18 protein-coding genes are annotated in these 16,450 nt (G+C 36.4%); 11 read left to right on the plus strand and 7 right to left on the minus strand.

Annotation, left to right across the window (positions count from 1 at the left end):
- The first annotated feature begins 26 nt into the window (after positions 1 to 26).
- The 3 genes from H9655_RS17765 to H9655_RS17775 all read left to right on the plus strand — a co-directional run bounded on the left by H9655_RS17765 (position 27) and on the right by H9655_RS17775 (position 2,490).
- On the plus strand, positions 27 to 434 hold the full coding sequence (locus H9655_RS17765; RefSeq protein WP_404826113.1) for a CidA/LrgA family protein: 408 nt from the start codon (positions 27 to 29) through the stop codon (positions 432 to 434).
- Positions 404 to 1,096, plus strand: a complete 693-nt coding sequence (locus H9655_RS17770; RefSeq protein WP_191816545.1) for an LrgB family protein — start codon at positions 404 to 406, stop codon at positions 1,094 to 1,096. The genes H9655_RS17765 and H9655_RS17770 overlap by 31 nt, the downstream gene beginning before the upstream one ends.
- A 203-nt stretch (positions 1,097 to 1,299) precedes the next feature.
- Complete coding sequence (locus tag H9655_RS17775; RefSeq protein ID WP_191816546.1) at positions 1,300 to 2,490, plus strand: cytochrome P450 family protein; 1,191 nt, start codon at positions 1,300 to 1,302, stop codon at positions 2,488 to 2,490.
- 386 nt (positions 2,491 to 2,876) lie between these two features.
- Here H9655_RS17775 and H9655_RS17780 read toward each other — a convergent pair whose 3' ends face one another.
- Positions 2,877 to 3,326: a hypothetical protein gene (locus H9655_RS17780; protein ID WP_191816548.1), complete on the minus strand. Its 450-nt coding sequence runs from the start codon at positions 3,324 to 3,326 to the stop codon at positions 2,877 to 2,879.
- 687 nt (positions 3,327 to 4,013) lie between these two features.
- Here H9655_RS17780 and H9655_RS17785 point away from each other — a divergent pair.
- Positions 4,014 to 5,027, plus strand: a complete 1,014-nt coding sequence (locus tag H9655_RS17785; protein WP_191816550.1) for a DUF3231 family protein — start codon at positions 4,014 to 4,016, stop codon at positions 5,025 to 5,027.
- A 72-nt stretch (positions 5,028 to 5,099) separates the two neighbouring features.
- On the opposite strand, the gene H9655_RS17790 is transcribed toward H9655_RS17785, so the two are convergent.
- Entirely contained in the window at positions 5,100 to 5,951 is an 852-nt protein-coding gene (locus tag H9655_RS17790) for a LysR family transcriptional regulator (RefSeq protein ID WP_191816552.1), read from the minus strand.
- A gap of 133 nt (positions 5,952 to 6,084) precedes the next feature.
- On the opposite strand from H9655_RS17790, the gene H9655_RS17795 reads away from it, so the two are divergent.
- Entirely contained in the window at positions 6,085 to 7,182 is a 1,098-nt protein-coding gene (locus tag H9655_RS17795; RefSeq protein WP_191816554.1) for an NADH:flavin oxidoreductase, read from the plus strand.
- Positions 7,183 to 7,292: 110 nt separating this feature from the next.
- Positions 7,293 to 7,859: an AAA family ATPase gene (locus H9655_RS17800; protein ID WP_191816556.1), complete on the plus strand. Its 567-nt coding sequence runs from the start codon at positions 7,293 to 7,295 to the stop codon at positions 7,857 to 7,859.
- 258 nt (positions 7,860 to 8,117) lie between these two features.
- Here the strand turns inward: H9655_RS17800 and H9655_RS17805 are convergent, their stop codons facing one another.
- The 3 genes from H9655_RS17805 to H9655_RS17815 form a co-directional block, all read right to left on the minus strand.
- The gene (locus tag H9655_RS17805; protein ID WP_191816558.1) at positions 8,118 to 9,251 is read right to left on the minus strand and encodes a zinc-dependent alcohol dehydrogenase; all 1,134 of its coding nucleotides are present in this window, start codon (positions 9,249 to 9,251) and stop codon (positions 8,118 to 8,120) included.
- Between the two features lie 68 nt (positions 9,252 to 9,319).
- Positions 9,320 to 9,811 (minus strand): DUF3888 domain-containing protein, encoded by a 492-nt coding sequence (locus H9655_RS17810; RefSeq protein WP_191816560.1) that lies wholly within the window; start codon positions 9,809 to 9,811, stop codon positions 9,320 to 9,322.
- 109 nt (positions 9,812 to 9,920) lie between these two features.
- The gene (locus H9655_RS17815) at positions 9,921 to 10,847 is read right to left on the minus strand and encodes a manganese-dependent inorganic pyrophosphatase (RefSeq protein ID WP_191816562.1); all 927 of its coding nucleotides are present in this window, start codon (positions 10,845 to 10,847) and stop codon (positions 9,921 to 9,923) included.
- A 440-nt stretch (positions 10,848 to 11,287) separates the two neighbouring features.
- Between H9655_RS17815 and H9655_RS17820 the strand changes: the two genes are divergently transcribed.
- The 3 genes from H9655_RS17820 to H9655_RS17830 are packed head-to-tail and all read left to right on the plus strand — an operon-like array spanning position 11,288 to position 13,925.
- A complete protein-coding gene (locus tag H9655_RS17820; protein ID WP_191816564.1) occupies positions 11,288 to 12,034 on the plus strand; it encodes a metallophosphoesterase family protein in 747 nt (248 codons plus the stop codon).
- Positions 12,035 to 12,051: 17 nt separating this feature from the next.
- Complete coding sequence (locus H9655_RS17825) at positions 12,052 to 12,789, plus strand: class I SAM-dependent DNA methyltransferase (protein ID WP_191816566.1); 738 nt, start codon at positions 12,052 to 12,054, stop codon at positions 12,787 to 12,789.
- Between the two features lie 23 nt (positions 12,790 to 12,812).
- Positions 12,813 to 13,925: an alpha-hydroxy-acid oxidizing protein gene (locus tag H9655_RS17830; RefSeq protein ID WP_225230725.1), complete on the plus strand. Its 1,113-nt coding sequence runs from the start codon at positions 12,813 to 12,815 to the stop codon at positions 13,923 to 13,925.
- On the opposite strand, the gene H9655_RS17835 is transcribed toward H9655_RS17830, so the two are convergent.
- Both H9655_RS17835 and plsY read right to left on the minus strand, forming a co-directional pair.
- Positions 13,905 to 14,714, minus strand: coding sequence for a GNAT family N-acetyltransferase (locus H9655_RS17835; protein ID WP_191816570.1), 810 nt, complete (start codon positions 14,712 to 14,714; stop codon positions 13,905 to 13,907). The genes H9655_RS17830 and H9655_RS17835 overlap by 21 nt on opposite strands.
- An 11-nt stretch (positions 14,715 to 14,725) precedes the next feature.
- Positions 14,726 to 15,340, minus strand: coding sequence for a glycerol-3-phosphate 1-O-acyltransferase PlsY (gene plsY, locus H9655_RS17840; protein WP_191816572.1), 615 nt, complete (start codon positions 15,338 to 15,340; stop codon positions 14,726 to 14,728).
- 412 nt (positions 15,341 to 15,752) lie between these two features.
- Between plsY and H9655_RS17845 the strand changes: the two genes are divergently transcribed.
- Together H9655_RS17845 and H9655_RS17850 are read left to right on the plus strand one after the other, a co-directional pair.
- Positions 15,753 to 15,920: a hypothetical protein gene (locus H9655_RS17845; RefSeq protein ID WP_191816574.1), complete on the plus strand. Its 168-nt coding sequence runs from the start codon at positions 15,753 to 15,755 to the stop codon at positions 15,918 to 15,920.
- A 199-nt stretch (positions 15,921 to 16,119) separates the two neighbouring features.
- A complete protein-coding gene (locus H9655_RS17850; protein ID WP_191816576.1) occupies positions 16,120 to 16,407 on the plus strand; it encodes a hypothetical protein in 288 nt (95 codons plus the stop codon).
- Positions 16,408 to 16,450: the final 43 nt, after the last annotated feature.

The raw sequence follows: 16,450 nt of genomic DNA on the forward strand, positions 1-16,450 counted from the left end.
TTGCTCAGGAAAGTAGAGCAGCGTGAATGATGAAAGTTTTATTGGTTATTTTACAAGTTTGTATTTTGTATATTTTTTCCTTCGTCGGAATCTCTATTCAGCATTTTTTCTCATTAACTATACCAGGAAATATAATTGGTATGTTGTTATTATTTGTTTGTTTATGTTTTAACATTGTGCCAGTCAAAATGATAGAGAGTGGTGCGCAGTTTCTTCTTAGTATTCTGATGTTGTTTTTTATTCCAGCAACGGTGGGGGTCATGGATTACCCAGAATTACTATCTGTGCACGGATTATTACTGATTATTGCGATATTGGTGAGTACAATGATTACAATGGCGGTATCTGGTAAAACAACACAGTATTTTGCGAAAAAGACACAGAAAAGAGAGGCGGATCAAGCATGCGAGACATCTTCTTCTCAATCTCTATGATTCTTCTCACTTTAGTCATCTACTTCGTTGTTACATGGCTATATAAAAAATATCCCCTACCAATCTTGCTACCAATTTTGTCAGGTACAGTTCTAATGATTATCATTCTAGTAAGTTTAGGTATTTCATATGAAAAATATATGATAGGTGGGCAAGTCATTACATCATTATTAGGCCCGACCGTCGTTGCCCTAGCCTATCCATTATATAAACAACGTGATTTCTTGAAAAAATACCTTTTTACGATTATAGGTGGGGCGTTTATTGCAACTCTGACAGCGATGTTAAGTGTAGGTCTTCTTGGAAAGGCGCTTCGAATTGATTCTGGTTTCATCATTTCATTGTTACCAAAATCACTCACAACACCAGTGGCGATTGAAGTAGCTAAAGTGTTAGAAGGTAATGCATCTATGGCAGTTGTCGGGGTAACGATTACTGGGATTTTTGGGGTGATCATCTCTCCCTATATTTTCAAATATGTTCGGATACACACTTCCATTGGTCGCGGAATAGCGCTTGGTGGTACTTCACATGCGATGGGTACAGCAAAGGCAGCTGAATACGATGAACTTGCCTTTTCTATCAGCTCCATTACAATGTCCATTTGTGCCATCATCGGTTCAATCATCGGACCACTCATGGTATGGGTCTTGCAAATGTAAGCTTCTATTTTCAATAGAGGCTTTTTCTGTCATATTGATGATGTTAAATAGATGCTGCGGTGATGAATAACTGGAGATTGTATTTAAATGAAATAGAGAGCTTTCACAACAGTTCATTTTATAGAATCTCCATACCAAATTAAAGGGTTTTCAACGATCACCAAGAATAGATACAGTACAGAGTCAATAAAGGAGGAAGCGATTTGCCACAAAAAACAGATGAGATTTTCTCACAGCAGTTTCATCAAAACCCTTATGATTATTACAAAGAAATTAGACCACACCAGCCATTTACAAAGGTGAAGTTAATCAGTGGTATGGAGACTTGGATGGCATTTAGTTATGAAGCGAGTGAAGCGGTGTTGAAAGATCCGCGTTTTATAAAAGATATGAGAAAAGTGTATCCTGACGAAGTAACAGATGAGAATATGCCACCAATTATGAGTAGTATGTTATTTGTTGACCCGCCAGACCATAGAAGATTACGCAATCTTGTGCAATATGGCTTTACGCCCCAAAAAATAAATGCACTGAAAGGAAGAGTAGAAGAGATTGCTCTTGAGCAAGTGGAACGAATGAAGGGGAAAGAGACCGTTGATTTTATAGAAGCTTATGCTTTCCCAATTCCTATTCGTGTCATCTGTGAATTGATTGGTGTGCCTGAAAAAGACCAAATGGATTTTCAAAGATGGTCACATGTGTTAGTAGATGTAATGGACCCCGAAGATCACGAGGAAGCGATGGGCGAATTCATTGTGTACTTGGAAAATTTAATTGAACAAAAGAAACTTACTCCGCAGGCGGATTTACTTTCTGATTTAATTCGAGCGGAGGAGGATGGGGATAAATTATCGAAACGTGAGCTAATCGGTGTCATCATGTTATTAATCGTAGCAGGGCATGAGACAACAGTAAATTTAATTGCCAACGGGTTACTCGCATTATTGTCACATCCAGATCAGCTCCAATTATTAAAGGAAAACCCAGACTTGATGCCACAGGCAATTGAAGAGCTTTTACGATATAACGGGCCAGTTGAATTCAGTACGGACCGTTGGGCAAGTGAGTCTTTTACCTTTATGGGGCAGGAAATTGCAAAGGGTGATCATGTCATTGTTTCTCTCGCTTCAGCCGATCACGATCCGCAAGTTTTCTCAAATCCAGAGCGGTTAGATATCACAAGAGAAAAGAGCCCACATATTGCCTTTGGAAAAGGAGTTCACTATTGCTTAGGTGCCCCATTAGCAAGATTAGAAGGGGACGTCGCTTTACGTATATTATTGCAGACCTTTCCTAAAGTAAGCTTAGCTGTCTCTGAATCTGAACTAGAGTGGAGACAAAGTATCATTATTCGTGGGCTAAAAACCATGTTTATTAACTTAAATAATAACTAAAAAACTAAGAGGATAAACAAAATCTCTTTGTTCTTGGGTGCTTTATGGATAAATCGCAAAAAATGACGTGTAAACAGGTACACGTCATTTTCCTTTTTTATTAACTATTATAGGTTTTCATTGTTCTTGACTTTATATTTAATGTAGGACAAATCACTCGTATAAGAGCACCTAAATAATCTAAATGGTGCAGATTAATGAAAAGTTGAAAAGGAATAGAAATATCATTGTAATTCCTTGTGAAGAAACAAGAGTATGGTAATACTCTGCTAGCTACCTTCAATAGAAAAAATATTTATGTGTTCTAACAATGAAGAAGGAAAATCAACAGAAACCGAAGTTTGGATTGGGAGGCACAATGTTTCTAAGTCGTAAGCATTTAATTATTACTTAAAAGGTATTAACTTCATAAATATATTTCCTATAATTATTCCAGGAATTACACATAACATTGGTAACCAAACAGGTCCCAATAGTATACCAAAAATCGTAAAGTCTACTGAAAAAAGCAAACCAGCTGTAACAAAATAACCCGAAAACACAAATGGGATGAAAGAATATTTACTTCCTGCACCAGATTCTTTATAAGCATCCCAAATCGCATAGAAATATAAACAAGGATAAAACATAAGCCAGTGATAATTTGCTTGTTCTATAGCCATATGAATATCCCCTTTAAAACTATATATAATGATTTCATTAAAGTGTGATTTAATGTTTATAAATATTTCTAGCATGAGAAAAACGGTGCCCTTAAATAGTTTTCCATTTAAATATTGTCCAAGTCCTGGTAAAGCAATACTCCATAATATTTTCTCTAGTGGAGAATATTTCATACTGTTCCACCTTTACAAGCATTACTTCTTTTTCAAAGGATTTAAGTGCTGGAAAGTAATCTCTCTATATAATTGAGCTAATACCTTCATTTGACCAGCGACCGTTTTTTCCAGAAGCGGTTAAAATTTTCTTACTTCTTTCGATTGTGCCACTTGACTAGAGACGAGGATTTTGCCGACTTTCCTTTTCTAGCATCAGTTGTAAGACACAATGTCTTCGCCTCTTTATACAGTTTCATCACACGGAATTAATGAAATTTAATTATATGTGGATAATTGCAAAATACGATTTCATTAGTCCAATTTGAACTGTAATACCCTAAATCTCGTACGATCTTGTTTCTTCTGTTATGCAAAAAAGTAACAACATGTTAAATATTTCTTTAATAGATTTATCCACAACTATAGTCATCAGACTATCCATATAACTATATCTTTATTGTTCGATTCATATGCCCCCCATATTTATCCTTGTCTTTAGAGAAGTAAGTCTGAGATTATTATTCATATTATCACCTTAAATTTATCATTTTCAAACTCCCAATAAATTATGAGTTTAAGTTAATTATTACCTTTATTCTTTTTAAAACAGGGTTTATTAAAATGTAATTGAATTTCCTTTTTATCGCATAGAATATTACTTGGTGAATGGGACACCTTATGAGTAAAAACTGAGAGGAGTCAAAAATGAACAATACATCTAAAGCAAAGTTAACTTCTGCTGAGATTGCTGCATTATGGACACAGTATATGAACGAAACGGCAAGTATTTGTATTCACAAACATATGTTGGAACATATAGAGGATACTGAAATAAGAAGTGTATTTGAATATGCAATGGCCCTTAGCCACGAACACACACGAAAAATTAAAGAGTTCTTTAAGAGTGAAAATTTTCCGATTCCCATTGGATTTTCTGACAATGATTACATACCAAATGTACCCCGCGTTTTCTCTGATGTTTTTTGTTTAAATTATTTAAACATTATGTCCATACATGGTTGTAATGGGTATAGTGGTGCAATAACTACATGTACTAGAGTAGATGTTCGAAATTATTTCAGTGAATGTATAACTACTTCGGTGGAATTGTGTAACCAAACGAAAAACTTACTTTTAGAAAAAGGATTGTATTTGCGTCCGCCTGTGATTACCCCTCCAGATAGAGCAGAATACATAGATGATAAAAGTTATTTAACGGGATGGTTGGGAGAAAAAAGGCCATTAAGCTGCATTGAAATAGCAGATATTTATTTTAATTTAAAGAAAAGCATATTTGCTAAGGCGTTTGTAGTATTTGCTCATCAAGTTGCAAAATCAAAAGACGTAAAAAAATTATTAAAGAAAGCTGTAAAGACAAAAGAGAAGCATGTAAGGACGTTTTTTGAAGTTTTTCTAGCAGAAAACCTCCCGAATCCTTCTATTTTTGATGCTGAAATTACAGATTCGACAAACTCACCATTCTCTGAAAAACTCATCATGTTTCAAGTAGGGTTTTTATTTTCAACAGCAATGGTGTATTACGGGACCGGTTGGGCCACTTCACCAAGACGAGATTTATCACCAAAATACATGAAAGCAATGGCAGATGATTTAGAAATTGGCAATGAATGGATTAATCTAATGATTAAGAATCGTTGGATCGAACAACCCCCATTGTCTGAAGATAGAAGTAAATTAGCAGAACTAAAAAATGAATAGCTACCATTAGGTGGCTTTTTCTTCTTAATACTAATAGGAAGGCAAATAAAAAAAGAGCTAAGAAGCTCTTTTTTATTCCCAATGACTTGCATGCTCTTGAACGATTTCCATCATGCACTTTATCGATGGAGAAATCCATTTATCTTTATGATGCGTCATATAAGTTGAAATCGACGATTGCTTATTAGATACCTTTTCCCCCTTAAACACCCCATTTTTCAATTCTTCTTTCACTGAGAACAAAGGCACTAATGATATGCCCAACCCATGTTTAACACAATGCTTAATGGCTTCAATGCTCTGAAACTCTAAACTATCTTCAATATCTAACTGGTTTAATTTTATATACTCATCAAAAACAGACTTGTAACTACATCGTAAATCAGAATACAATGCGGTTCTGGAGAAGTCTTTTTCATTGGGGCTGATTAATACCATTTTCTCTCTAATCAATTCCTTTATAAATAAATCTTCTTTTATCCAATCTTCTTTTTCCAAAATGAGTGCTAAATCAATATCTCCGCTTTGTAGACTCTTAGTAACATCATAGTTCTCTAATGATTTGACATGTAAATTAACCTTTGGATATCTCTGTTTAAATTCAAGTAGAATAAGTGGAATTCGACAGATGGTCAACGATTCCGATATACCAATGGTTAGTTGTCCCTGTGGTTCTTTATCTATATTTAAAGATTGATTGTAAAGTTCAATAATTTGGGTAGCATATGGATAGAATTGTTTTCCAAAATGCGTTAAAACTACCTTTTTTCCTAATCGGTCGAACAAAGGATTGTCTAACTCTTTTTCAAGCTCTTTAATGTGTGTTGTAATAGAGGATTGTGAATAGCCTAGGTGTTGGGCTGTTCTATTAAAACTACCTTTTTCTACTATCGTTTTAAATGTAATTAATTGACGTAGCTCCATATCTTTAACCCCTTGTTGGTTCAATATTATTGAATGTTTAATTTTAATATATTCATTTTACTAAACTCCATACTTCATTTAAGCTATTTACTAAGAAGTTGTCAATTATCAATTCAACAGGAGGGATCTTATGATGGATAAAAATATTTTGTTTCAATCATTCAACATCAACAATACAGAACTTAAAAATAGAGTAGCGGTTGCACCTATGACACGAATTAGTGCAGACCAAGAAGGTTTCGTTACTGACAGAATGATTAAATACTACCGTTCTTTTGCAGAGGGGGGCTTTGGGCTAATTATTACGGAAGGCACATATATAGATGAAAAGAACAGTCAAACGTATCAGTTTCAACCGGGAATTGCATTGGATGGACAAGCGAAAGAATGGAAGAAAATTGCTGATGCAGTTCATTCAGAAGGTGGAAAGATCTTTATGCAATTGCAACATACCGGACCACTTTCCCAAGGAAATCGATTTACTGTAGAAACCATAGCGCCATCTGCTGTTCAACCGAAAGGAGAGCAATTAAAATTCTATCTTGGAGAAGGTGCTTTTAAACGGCCAAGAACCATTACAAAAGAGGAAATGGTGGATGTTAAATACAGCTTTGTAGAGGCGGCAAAAAAAGCAAAATCTGCTGGTTTTGATGGTGTAGAATTGCATGGTGCAAACGGCTATTTATTAGATGCTTTTTTAACAGAGTACACGAACGTTCGGACAGATGAATATGGGGGGAGCACCGAAAATAGAGTACGGTTTCTTGTTGAAGTTGCCAATGCTGTAACGGAAGCCGTTGCGGATGAGCAGTTTATTGTGGGGATGAGAATTTCACAATCACAAGTCAATGACTACTTTTATAAGTGGTCAGGCAAAGAAGTAGATGCAGAGATCATTTTTAGTGCATTAGGTAAGTCAGGATTAAATTATATTCACGTAACAGAATTTGAAGCTTGGCAACCTGCCTTCGAAGGTAGTGAGACATCTCTTGTATCTCTTGCAAAAAAATACAGCGAATTACCGATAATCGCAAATGGACAACTCGAAAATGTAGATCGAGCAATTGAAATGTTAACCGATGGAGGTGCCGATCTAGTGGCTCTTGGTAAAGGAGCCTTAGCTGATCATGATTGGGTTAATAAGGTTCAGCAAGGTGAAGCACTTTCTACATTTAATGCCGAAGCAACACTTCATCCAATAGCCAATATAAAGGATTTTGAAATAGAATAATACTAACTTGAAAAGTGACATAGTCAAGAGCTTCCTTATTGAACTAACAGTCAAATAAGGAAGCTCTTTTCTTATGGAACAATGGGAGTTTAGTTAAAGGAGATAATATTATGAAGAGGTTAGTGGTTATTACTGTGGGCAAGACTCATTGTGGGAAAAGTACTTTTGCAAGAGAATTAGAAAAAGAACTAGAAAACTCTTTTGTGTTAGATCAGGATAATCATGCTGAATTTGTTAATAGGTATTACAAAAAATCACAACCGAAAACTGGAGCTAATACTCTTAAACATTCCATATCCAAGTTAATTGCTGAATATGCAATAGAATATACGGATCTTCATATTATAGTTAGTAGTGCAAATAGAACTAGAAAAGGTAGAAAATATTTGCTTAAAGAAGTCTATAATAAAGATGAGTTTATCCGCATCTTGGTTAATTTTGATATTCCAGATGAAATTCTAAAAGAACGGGTTATTAATAGTAAAAGAAATACCAATATATTAAGAGGTGCATATTCTAATTTTGAGCAAGTGCTTATTCGGCAACAAGCTGAATCTTTACATGAAGATGTAGTTGACCCAGTAGAAGGGGAAGCAGACTATTTATATATAATTAAAGATAGCAAGGAGGTTAATTCTACCATTGAAGAAATTGTTAAAATATCTAAATGTAGATGATTATTTCTCAGTTTTATAATAAAGTTTCTATGGTGCTAATGTTCAAATTCAGCTGCCAAATTAACTAACTAGCAATAAATTCATTAAAAAGAGAAACTGTCATCTCGTTTGAGGATTACAGCTTCTTCATGTTACGTGATGATATTTGATCGTTATTTGTCAACTCGTTATTCCGCTGACTTTCTCAGTTTTCTTACAATATAGGACTAAAATTGCAGATACAAATGAAAAGCCATTTTCTCATTGCATTTTCATTATTTACGGCTTTAATACAACCTTTATACATTGATCTTCGTGGTTATTAAAAATCTGGTATCCACGGCTAGCATCTGCTAAAGAGATTTTATGTGTGATAATCTCTTTAGGATTAAGCTTCTCTTCTTTTATCATTTGATAAAGTTCTGGCATCAGATGAATGACAGGAGCTTGCCCCATTTTAAGCTGAATGTTTCTTATCCAAAAAGAACCAAGTGGGAATGCGTTATAATTGCCTCCATATACGCCAGTCAATTGAACTGTTCCGAATTTCCTGACGGCCTTTGTAGCAATTTGGATGGGTCCCAAAGTGCCGCCTTGTAATTTAAGTTTCTGTTCAAGAAACTCTAGTGGCGATTTTTTTCCGTCCATACCCACGCAATCGATGACAACATCTGCACCACCATTTGTGATTTCTTTCAAATGCTCCCCCATATCAGGATACTTAGTAAATTCAAATGTTTCTACTTTGTTCATTTTTTTTGCGTGATCCATTCGGTAGTCCAAATAATCGATGGCAATTACTCTCTTCGCTCCCATCATCCAGGCAAATTTTTGTGCCATGAGCCCAACAGGTCCGCAACCAAGAACGATTACGGTATCTCCTTTTTTTACTCCGGAATGAAGTACACTCCAATAGGCAGTAGGTAATACGTCAGATAAAAAAAGCAGAGATTCATCTTCTAATTCACAATCTTTAGGTATAATAAATGGGGTGAAATTACCAAATGGCACTCTCAGATATTCTGCTTGTCCTCCAGGATAGTTACCGAATTTCTCTGTATAGCCAAAGTATCCACCTGAATCATAATGAGGGTTAGAGTTATCGCATTGGCTTTCCATTTGGTGTTCGCAGTAGAAACAATGGCCGCATGATACGTTAAAGGGGATGACAACCCGATCCCCTTTTTTCACCTTTGTCACATCTGGACCTACTTCTTCTACGATTCCCATCGGTTCGTGGCCAATGACATAGCCTTCAGGTAGTGGCATATTTCCTTGATATAAATGAAGGTCTGATCCGCAAATGGCTGTTGAAGTAATTTTTACTATAAGATCGTCTTTCTTCTCTATTTTTGGATCAGCTACCTTTGTTACTGCTACTCTTTTTGGTCCCTGGTATGTGACAGCTTTCATAGTGTTCACCTCAATGTGTTTTAATGCTTATTCTCTCAAAAGCATAGGCTATTATGCAAAAAAACGCCTTATTCGGCGTTTTTATTCGTTTTTGTTTTTTGTTTAGGATCATGATGTTTATACTCGATTAATTCAACTTTAGAACCTGCCACAGCTTGCTGGCTAAATATTTTGTTGTTATCAAGTGGTGTGACACCAAAGCTGATTTTATCAATACCAGTTGGTTCCGTTTGATCACCTTCGTAAGTATTGACGATGAAAGTTAATATATATGGGTGACTCAGTTTATTTTCTTCTTTAGATTGTTCAATTTTTACCATCGCATGAGGGTGCTGACTTCTTGTATGATATTGAACCTTCATTGAATCCTTTTTGTAATAGTTGCTGACGGCTTTATTAATTTCTTCATCAAATTGGTCGAACAAAAATTGGTTAAATGCCTCATGCATCCCGTGCATTTTATGGTTACGATGTTGATGATGGCCCTCGGCATTCGCTATAGGAGTCATGACACTAGTTGCAAGAAAAACAATGGACAGAAATGTTAGGATTTTTTTCATCATATTACCTCCTTTTTCTTAAAATTTGTATGTATATCCTTTTTTATACATATAATTTCCATAAAAAAAAGTATCCTCATTTTGTTGTGAGGATACTTTTTAGAAAAGCTTATGCTAATACATTTGTTAAAGGTGGTACGATTTGCTTCTTACGAGAAACAACGCCTTTTAGTAAAGCTTGATTATCAACTAAGATAACTTCGAATGCTTGTTCAACAGCTTTCGCTTGAGATCCAAGTGCAATGGCAATCGAGTCGTTGTTAAGAATGTCTGTTAAAACAAATAAAAATAAATCTAAATCTTTATCAGCAATAACGGTCGTCATCGCTGCTTCAATTTCGGTTTTACGTTTAAGCACATCATCTAAATCGACAGCGTTCACTTGAGCGATATAAGCTTTATGGTCACCTAATTGAAATTCTTTAGCATCAAGTGTGATCAATTGCTCCACAGAACTATCACTTAAATCTGCACCAGCTTTAAGCATTTCCAAACCATATACTTGTGGGTCGACACCAGCAATTTCAGCCAACTCTTGAGCGGCTTTTACATCTTGATCTGTGCATGTTGGTGATTTGAAAAGTAAAGAGTCAGAAATGATAGCTGAAAGCATCAAACCAGCAATTTCTTTTTTTATTTCTACACCATTCTCTTTATAGATTTTGTTTAAAATCGTTGCTGTACAGCCGACTGGCTCTGCACGATAGAAAAGTGGATCGCTTGTTTCAAAGTTGGCAATACGATGATGGTCAATGACTTCAAGAATTTGGACATCACGAATATCATCTGCACTTTGTTGAAATTCGTTATGGTCAACGAGGATGACTTCTTTTACATCGCTAGCTACTTTCTCCACATAACGAGGTGCTACTTGCTTGAAATAGTCTAATGCGTATTGTGTTTCACCGTTTATTTCGCCAAGGCGAATCGGTTCTGCATCCATGCCTAATTCTTTTTTGAGATCTGCATAAGCAATTGCAGAGCAAATTGTATCAGTATCTGGGTTTTTATGACCGAAAATATATACTTTTGACATCGTTCGTCTCCTTAAAGTAAAAGATTATTCATTGCTATTTTAACATAAATCTTAGCAGTAATCATGGCCAGAACACAATACATTCATGTTTAATTCATAGAAAAGAAATGGAAGGAAGAGAGGAAAAATCGTAGTAATAGCGAAATCCTTTACTGGTTAGTAAAAGAGGAGTAGACTCTTCGTAGTTAGAGAGAAATCGCCCCTTAAGGTGTTAAAATTGGAGAAGAGAACCACCGGAGTCGGAAAAGCAAAATGGATTGAGAGCGTGGCAAATAAAAAAATTGCGGCTCTGAGAAAAGCAACGTCACAAAAAAGGAAATCATTGGCCGAAGGAAGGGAGTCAAAATGAGACTGTCATAAAAAAGAGGAATCCCCCTTCTTGAACAAAATAGAACTGAAGCAACAATAATACTGCTATCATCACAAAGGAGGCAATCACCATGGCAATTGCAATTATTTCAGATATTCATGGCAATTTAACAGCTTTAGAAGCGGTCCTACATCACATAAAAGAAAGAAATATAGATAAAATTTTTTGCTTAGGTGATTTAATTGGTAAGGGTCCGAGCGGTTTAGCGGTAGTACATAAAATAAGAGAATCATGTGAAGTGGTATTGCAAGGGAATTGGGATGATTTTATTACAAAGCCCATTGATAGTGAAGAAATCGCGTGGCATCAGAAGCAGCTTGAGGGAGAAGCTATGGACTATTTACAGAGCTTACCCTTCCATTATGATTTTTATATGAGTGGAAAATATATACGACTTTATCATGCTTCAGCAAAAAGTGTTTATCATAGAATCATCCCCATGAAGGCCTCCGCCCAAGAGAAAAATGAGATGTTTGAAACAAGTGAGTGGATAAAGGCGCTTGAACAAGAGAGGAAACCTGATGTAATTGGATACGGAGATATTCATGCTGCGCTCATTGAGCCAATTCAACCGCAAAGAACATTATTTAATTGTGGCAGTGTAGGTAATTCGTTAGATATTCCACAGGCAACCTTTGCGATTATGCATGGGAATTATCAATCTAAACAAAAAGGTCCCTTCTCAATCGAAATAGTGAGAATTCCTTATGATATTGAAAAGGAAATAGATCAAGCTGAAAAAATGGGCATGCCAAATGTTGCCGCCTATGCCCTTGAGCTACGTGAAGGGAGATATCGAGGAGCGCCAACAAAATAATGAAGGGGGGAGATAACGTGGAATATCGGGGATCATCCGTTTATGAAAATGAGGTGTTTCTGCAAAATTATATGAATAGAAGAATGCGTGAAGAAAGCCCCAATGAAATGATAGAGAAACCAGCTTTTTTAAAATTACTAGGAGATACGAGCAATAAAGATGTGCTGGAACTTGGGTGTGGTGCCGCCACTTTGGCTAAAGAGTTGGCACCATTTACTCGCTCCTATACAGGGGTGGATGGGTCTGAAAAAATGTTAGGATTGGCTATAAAAAACCTCGAAGGCATTCCTAATGTAACATTGACTCATGCTAGTTTAGAAACATATGACTTTAAAAATGAAACATATGATTGTATCTTTTCACAATTAACGCTTCACTATCTTGAAGATTTTAAACAAATTTGCGAGAATATTTATAACAGTTTGCGAACGGATGGGGAATTTGTCTTTAGTGTGCAGCATCCGGTCCTTACAAGTGCTTTCATCAGCGGTGGAGGTAAGCGGGAAAATTGGCTAGTGGATGACTACTTTCTAATTGGTGAGCGGGTAGAGCCGTGGATTGATGAAAAAGTTGTGAAGTATCATCGGACGATCGAACAGTATTTTAAAATATTGCAAGATTCCCAATTTAATATTATGAAACTTAGTGAAGCTACACCAGATAAATCATACTTCCCTTCAGAAAAAGAGTGGAAAAGACGCCAAAGGATCCCATTATTCCTACTCTTCGCATGTGAAAAAAGGAGCCGCAAATGAGTTTAACAAAAGGAGATAGACAGATGAATATAGAGGTTCCAGCCGTTTTTCCTGTTTCATACCAATCATTAGAACAAGAAGCAAAAAAAATGATGTCTAAGGGAGCATATGGATACGTCCGCTCGGCAGCAAGTAATGAGGAAACATTACGAAAGAATACAGCAGCCTTCGAAAAATGGTCGATTCTGCCACGTATGCTAAGAAATGTAGCAGAAATAGATATGAGTGTGACATTGGGGGAGCATACTTATCCTTATCCCATTTTTATTGCCCCGGTCGGTATGCAGAAATTGACACATGAAGAAGGTGAGTTGGCTACTGCGAGAGCGGCGAAAACAATCGGAGTTCCTTTTATCCAGAGTACAGTCTCTAGTTACTCGATTGAGGAGGTCAAGGCAGCAACAGTGGATAGTCCAAAGTGGTTCCAGCTTTATTGGTCTAAGAATGAAGAGGTTTCATTCAGTATGGTAGAGAGAGCGGAAAGGGCAGGCTATGAAGCAATTGTCGTGACTGTAGATACAATCATGACAGGCTGGAGAGAAACGGATATCGCTACACAATTTTCTCCGCTAAAAGAGGGTTACGGTAAAGCAAATTACGAATCAGATCCAGTCTTTATGCATGCACTTGGTGAGAAAGCAGACCACGAATCTATTATTCAATCTGTATTAGATAATATTCATTATCCTGCAATGAATTGGTCGCATATTGAAGCATTAGCAAATAAAACGTCCTTACCTATTTATATTAAAGGTATCCTTCACCCGGAAGATGTACAATGTGCAATAGAGGCAGGCGCATCAGGGCTGATTGTATCTAATCATGGTGGCAGACAATTAGATGGAACAGTTGCTGCGATAGATGCATTGCCTGCCGTTGTCAAAGCAGCGAATCATAAAGTGCCAGTATTATTTGATAGTGGTATTCGCCGCGGGACGGATGTAGTAAAGGCATTGGCACTAGGCGCAGCAGCTGTATGTATTGGTCGACCGTTTGTATATGGTTTAGGTATTGACGGGCAGGCAGGAGTTGAAAAAGTATTGGAAAACTTAATAGAAGAAACGAGAATTACCATGTCCCTAGCTGGCATTGCAAGAGTGAGAGACTTAACTCAGTTAAAATTGATAAGAGAATAATTTTAACCGTGCAGACAGCTCAAAGCCAGCTGATTGATATAACTTGATCGCCTGATGATTATCAAGCGATACACATAAGGTGATTTTATCTATGTTTTCATACTGGAAGAGTGTTTCGAGCGCAGCTTCAATGAGTTGTCGCCCTCTTCCTTTTTTTCTTGCTTTAGGAGAAACAGCAAGGAATTCAATCTGTCCTTCACCAAAGTGTGGTGAAGATTCGAGATACACATATCCCTGTAATTGCCCATTTTCAGTCAATAGAAGCAGTTTATGATGCTCATCCAACAGTTTTAGTATCTCTTCTCCTGACAAATAAGTTTGCGGAAAAGTTGCTTCATGCAGTAGCAGAAAATCGTTTCGATAGTGCTCATGATAGCTGTGACAAATATTTTGAAAGGACCCCCGCTTCGCTGCTAGTATGGCGTGATTTCCTTGGTGAGTAGCATGGATTGATTGTAAGAAATGTAGGGCACTATCATTCTTTTCGTTCACAAAAAATGATAATTGCTGTAATTTATTTTCATAGGAGTTTACAACTCGATTCCACAAATCTTTTTTTACCTCATGATTCTTGGCAAATGGACCCCATACTTCTGCACTCCCGTCAGCTTCATTAATATCTAATCCTATGGCAGCTTCAATTTCACCATCATATTCATAAGTGATAAAGTGAGGCTTTATTTCCTGTAAGTCATGCAGAATTTCCTCTTCTTTTTCTCCGCAATAGCCTATATGATGCTTGTCTATTTGATTTAAATCAGCGATGAATTTGGCTAACTGTTTAGTCATTACAAACCTCCTTAAGCTTGTTTAGGTGGCAGACGGTCATCTTTAATTTTCTTATCATTGATTTTAGGTTCCTGCTGTAGTAAATGATTGCGAATATTTGAACGGTGTAAATAAATGAGCAACAATAAGAATAGGAAGAAAATCCATTCATTTTTTTGCACCGGCGAAAGCATCGCGTATAAGAAAAGAGCTATTCCAACTGAAATGGAACCATAGTAAAGATATTTTGTGATAGAAACTACGGCAACAAAGGTGATATAGGCAATGAGAAATAACCAGATATTTGCGATTAATAGCACGCCAGCAGTTGTAGCGATGGCTTTTCCTCCACGAAATCCAGCGAAAATAGGGAAGCAATGCCCAACAACTGCAAACAAACCAATAATCAATGGATCACCACCTGTTTGAAGTAAAAGGGGGAGTGAAGCAGCAAGTGCCCCTTTACCTATATCAATAATTAAAACAGTAACCCCTGCTCTTTTTCCTAAAACCCGAAGTGTATTCGTTGCCCCGGGATTGTTGCTACCATGTTCACGAATATCGATGCCAAAAAATAGTTTACCTACAAGTAAGGCGGTAGGTATTGAGCCAATGAGATAAGATAGTAATAAAATAAATAAGTCCATAACTAATCTCCTTATCAAGAAAATTCTAACATTACTAATTTTACCATATTAGTCTATGCGAAAATATCTTATAAAATAATAAATAAATACTAAAATCATGTCTAGAGTTAAATGGCAGTGTAAGAGATTTTCGGAACTACTAGGAAACCAATCCTCTCTCAAAAAGATTATCGCAATAAAGTTATTCAATCGATTGCTCAGTTAGAAAGTCACCAAAAGCCTAATTCCAGCCCTGATTTGTAAATCAGCCTAGTTCAAGTGATGTAATTTTTCTAACTTTTAGGAAGAAATCCATACGGCTATGGCTAGTTGCGATGCCTCTTTTTAAAGTTCCTATCTATGGTGGGGGAGTAATAAGAAAGGAAAGGTGAAGATGAGCAATGGAAAAAGGAAATATCGAAGTTAATAGGAAGTGGGAAAAGGTATTAGCAACGCAAAAGGAAATATCGATGCTCATAAGAAGATGGAAAAAGATATAAGCAACGCAAAGAGGAACATCAATGCTAATAAGCAGTGGGAAAAAGAAATGAGCAACGTAAAAGAAGTAACGTTGCTAATAAGAAAGGAAGGTAGAATATGAGCAACGCAAAAAGGAAAATCGAAGCTAATGGGAAGTGGGAAAAAATATAAGCAACGCAAAAGGCAATATCGATGCTCATAAGAAGATGGAAAAAGATATAAGCAATGCAAAGAGGAACATCAATGCTAATAAGCAGTGGGAAAAAGAAATGAGCAATGTAAAAGAAGTAAACGTTGCTAATAAGAAAGGAAGGTAGAATATGAGCAACGCAAAAAGGAAAATCGAAGCTAATAGGAAGTCGGGAAAAGATATAAGCAACGCAAAAAGGAAAATCGAAGCTAATAGGAAGTCGGGAAAAGATATAAGCAATGTAAAAAGCAAAATCGAAGCTAATGGGAAGTGGGGAAAAAATATAAGCAACGCAAAAGGAAATATCGATGCTCACAAGAAGATGGAAAAAGATTTAAGCAACGCAAAGAGGAATATCAATGCTAATAAGCAGTGTGAAAAAGAAATGAGCAATGTAAAAGAAGTAAAACGTTGCTAATAAGAAAGGAAGGTAGAATATGAGCAACGCAAAAAGGAAAATC

The organism is Cytobacillus stercorigallinarum (assembly GCF_014836495.1).
In the GTDB taxonomy this organism is placed as follows: Bacteria; Bacillota; Bacilli; order Bacillales; family Cytobacillaceae; genus Cytobacillus; species Cytobacillus stercorigallinarum.

Coding starts and splice junctions, on each gene's coding strand:
- H9655_RS17765 (WP_404826113.1), top strand. CDS start 27: ATGATGAAAGTTTTATTGGTTATTTTACAAGTTTGTATTTTGTATATT.
- H9655_RS17770 (WP_191816545.1), top strand. CDS start 404: ATGCGAGACATCTTCTTCTCAATCTCTATGATTCTTCTCACTTTAGTC.
- H9655_RS17780 (WP_191816548.1), bottom strand. CDS start 3,326: ATGAAATATTCTCCACTAGAGAAAATATTATGGAGTATTGCTTTACCA.
- H9655_RS17785 (WP_191816550.1), top strand. CDS start 4,014: ATGAACAATACATCTAAAGCAAAGTTAACTTCTGCTGAGATTGCTGCA.
- H9655_RS17790 (WP_191816552.1), bottom strand. CDS start 5,951: ATGGAGCTACGTCAATTAATTACATTTAAAACGATAGTAGAAAAAGGT.
- H9655_RS17795 (WP_191816554.1), top strand. CDS start 6,085: ATGGATAAAAATATTTTGTTTCAATCATTCAACATCAACAATACAGAA.
- H9655_RS17800 (WP_191816556.1), top strand. CDS start 7,293: ATGAAGAGGTTAGTGGTTATTACTGTGGGCAAGACTCATTGTGGGAAA.
- H9655_RS17805 (WP_191816558.1), bottom strand. CDS start 9,251: ATGAAAGCTGTCACATACCAGGGACCAAAAAGAGTAGCAGTAACAAAG.
- H9655_RS17810 (WP_191816560.1), bottom strand. CDS start 9,811: ATGAAAAAAATCCTAACATTTCTGTCCATTGTTTTTCTTGCAACTAGT.
- H9655_RS17815 (WP_191816562.1), bottom strand. CDS start 10,847: ATGTCAAAAGTATATATTTTCGGTCATAAAAACCCAGATACTGATACA.
- H9655_RS17820 (WP_191816564.1), top strand. CDS start 11,288: ATGGCAATTGCAATTATTTCAGATATTCATGGCAATTTAACAGCTTTA.
- H9655_RS17830 (WP_225230725.1), top strand. CDS start 12,813: ATGAATATAGAGGTTCCAGCCGTTTTTCCTGTTTCATACCAATCATTA.
- H9655_RS17835 (WP_191816570.1), bottom strand. CDS start 14,714: ATGACTAAACAGTTAGCCAAATTCATCGCTGATTTAAATCAAATAGAC.
- plsY (WP_191816572.1), bottom strand. CDS start 15,340: ATGGACTTATTTATTTTATTACTATCTTATCTCATTGGCTCAATACCT.
- H9655_RS17850 (WP_191816576.1), top strand. CDS start 16,120: ATGAGCAACGCAAAAAGGAAAATCGAAGCTAATAGGAAGTCGGGAAAA.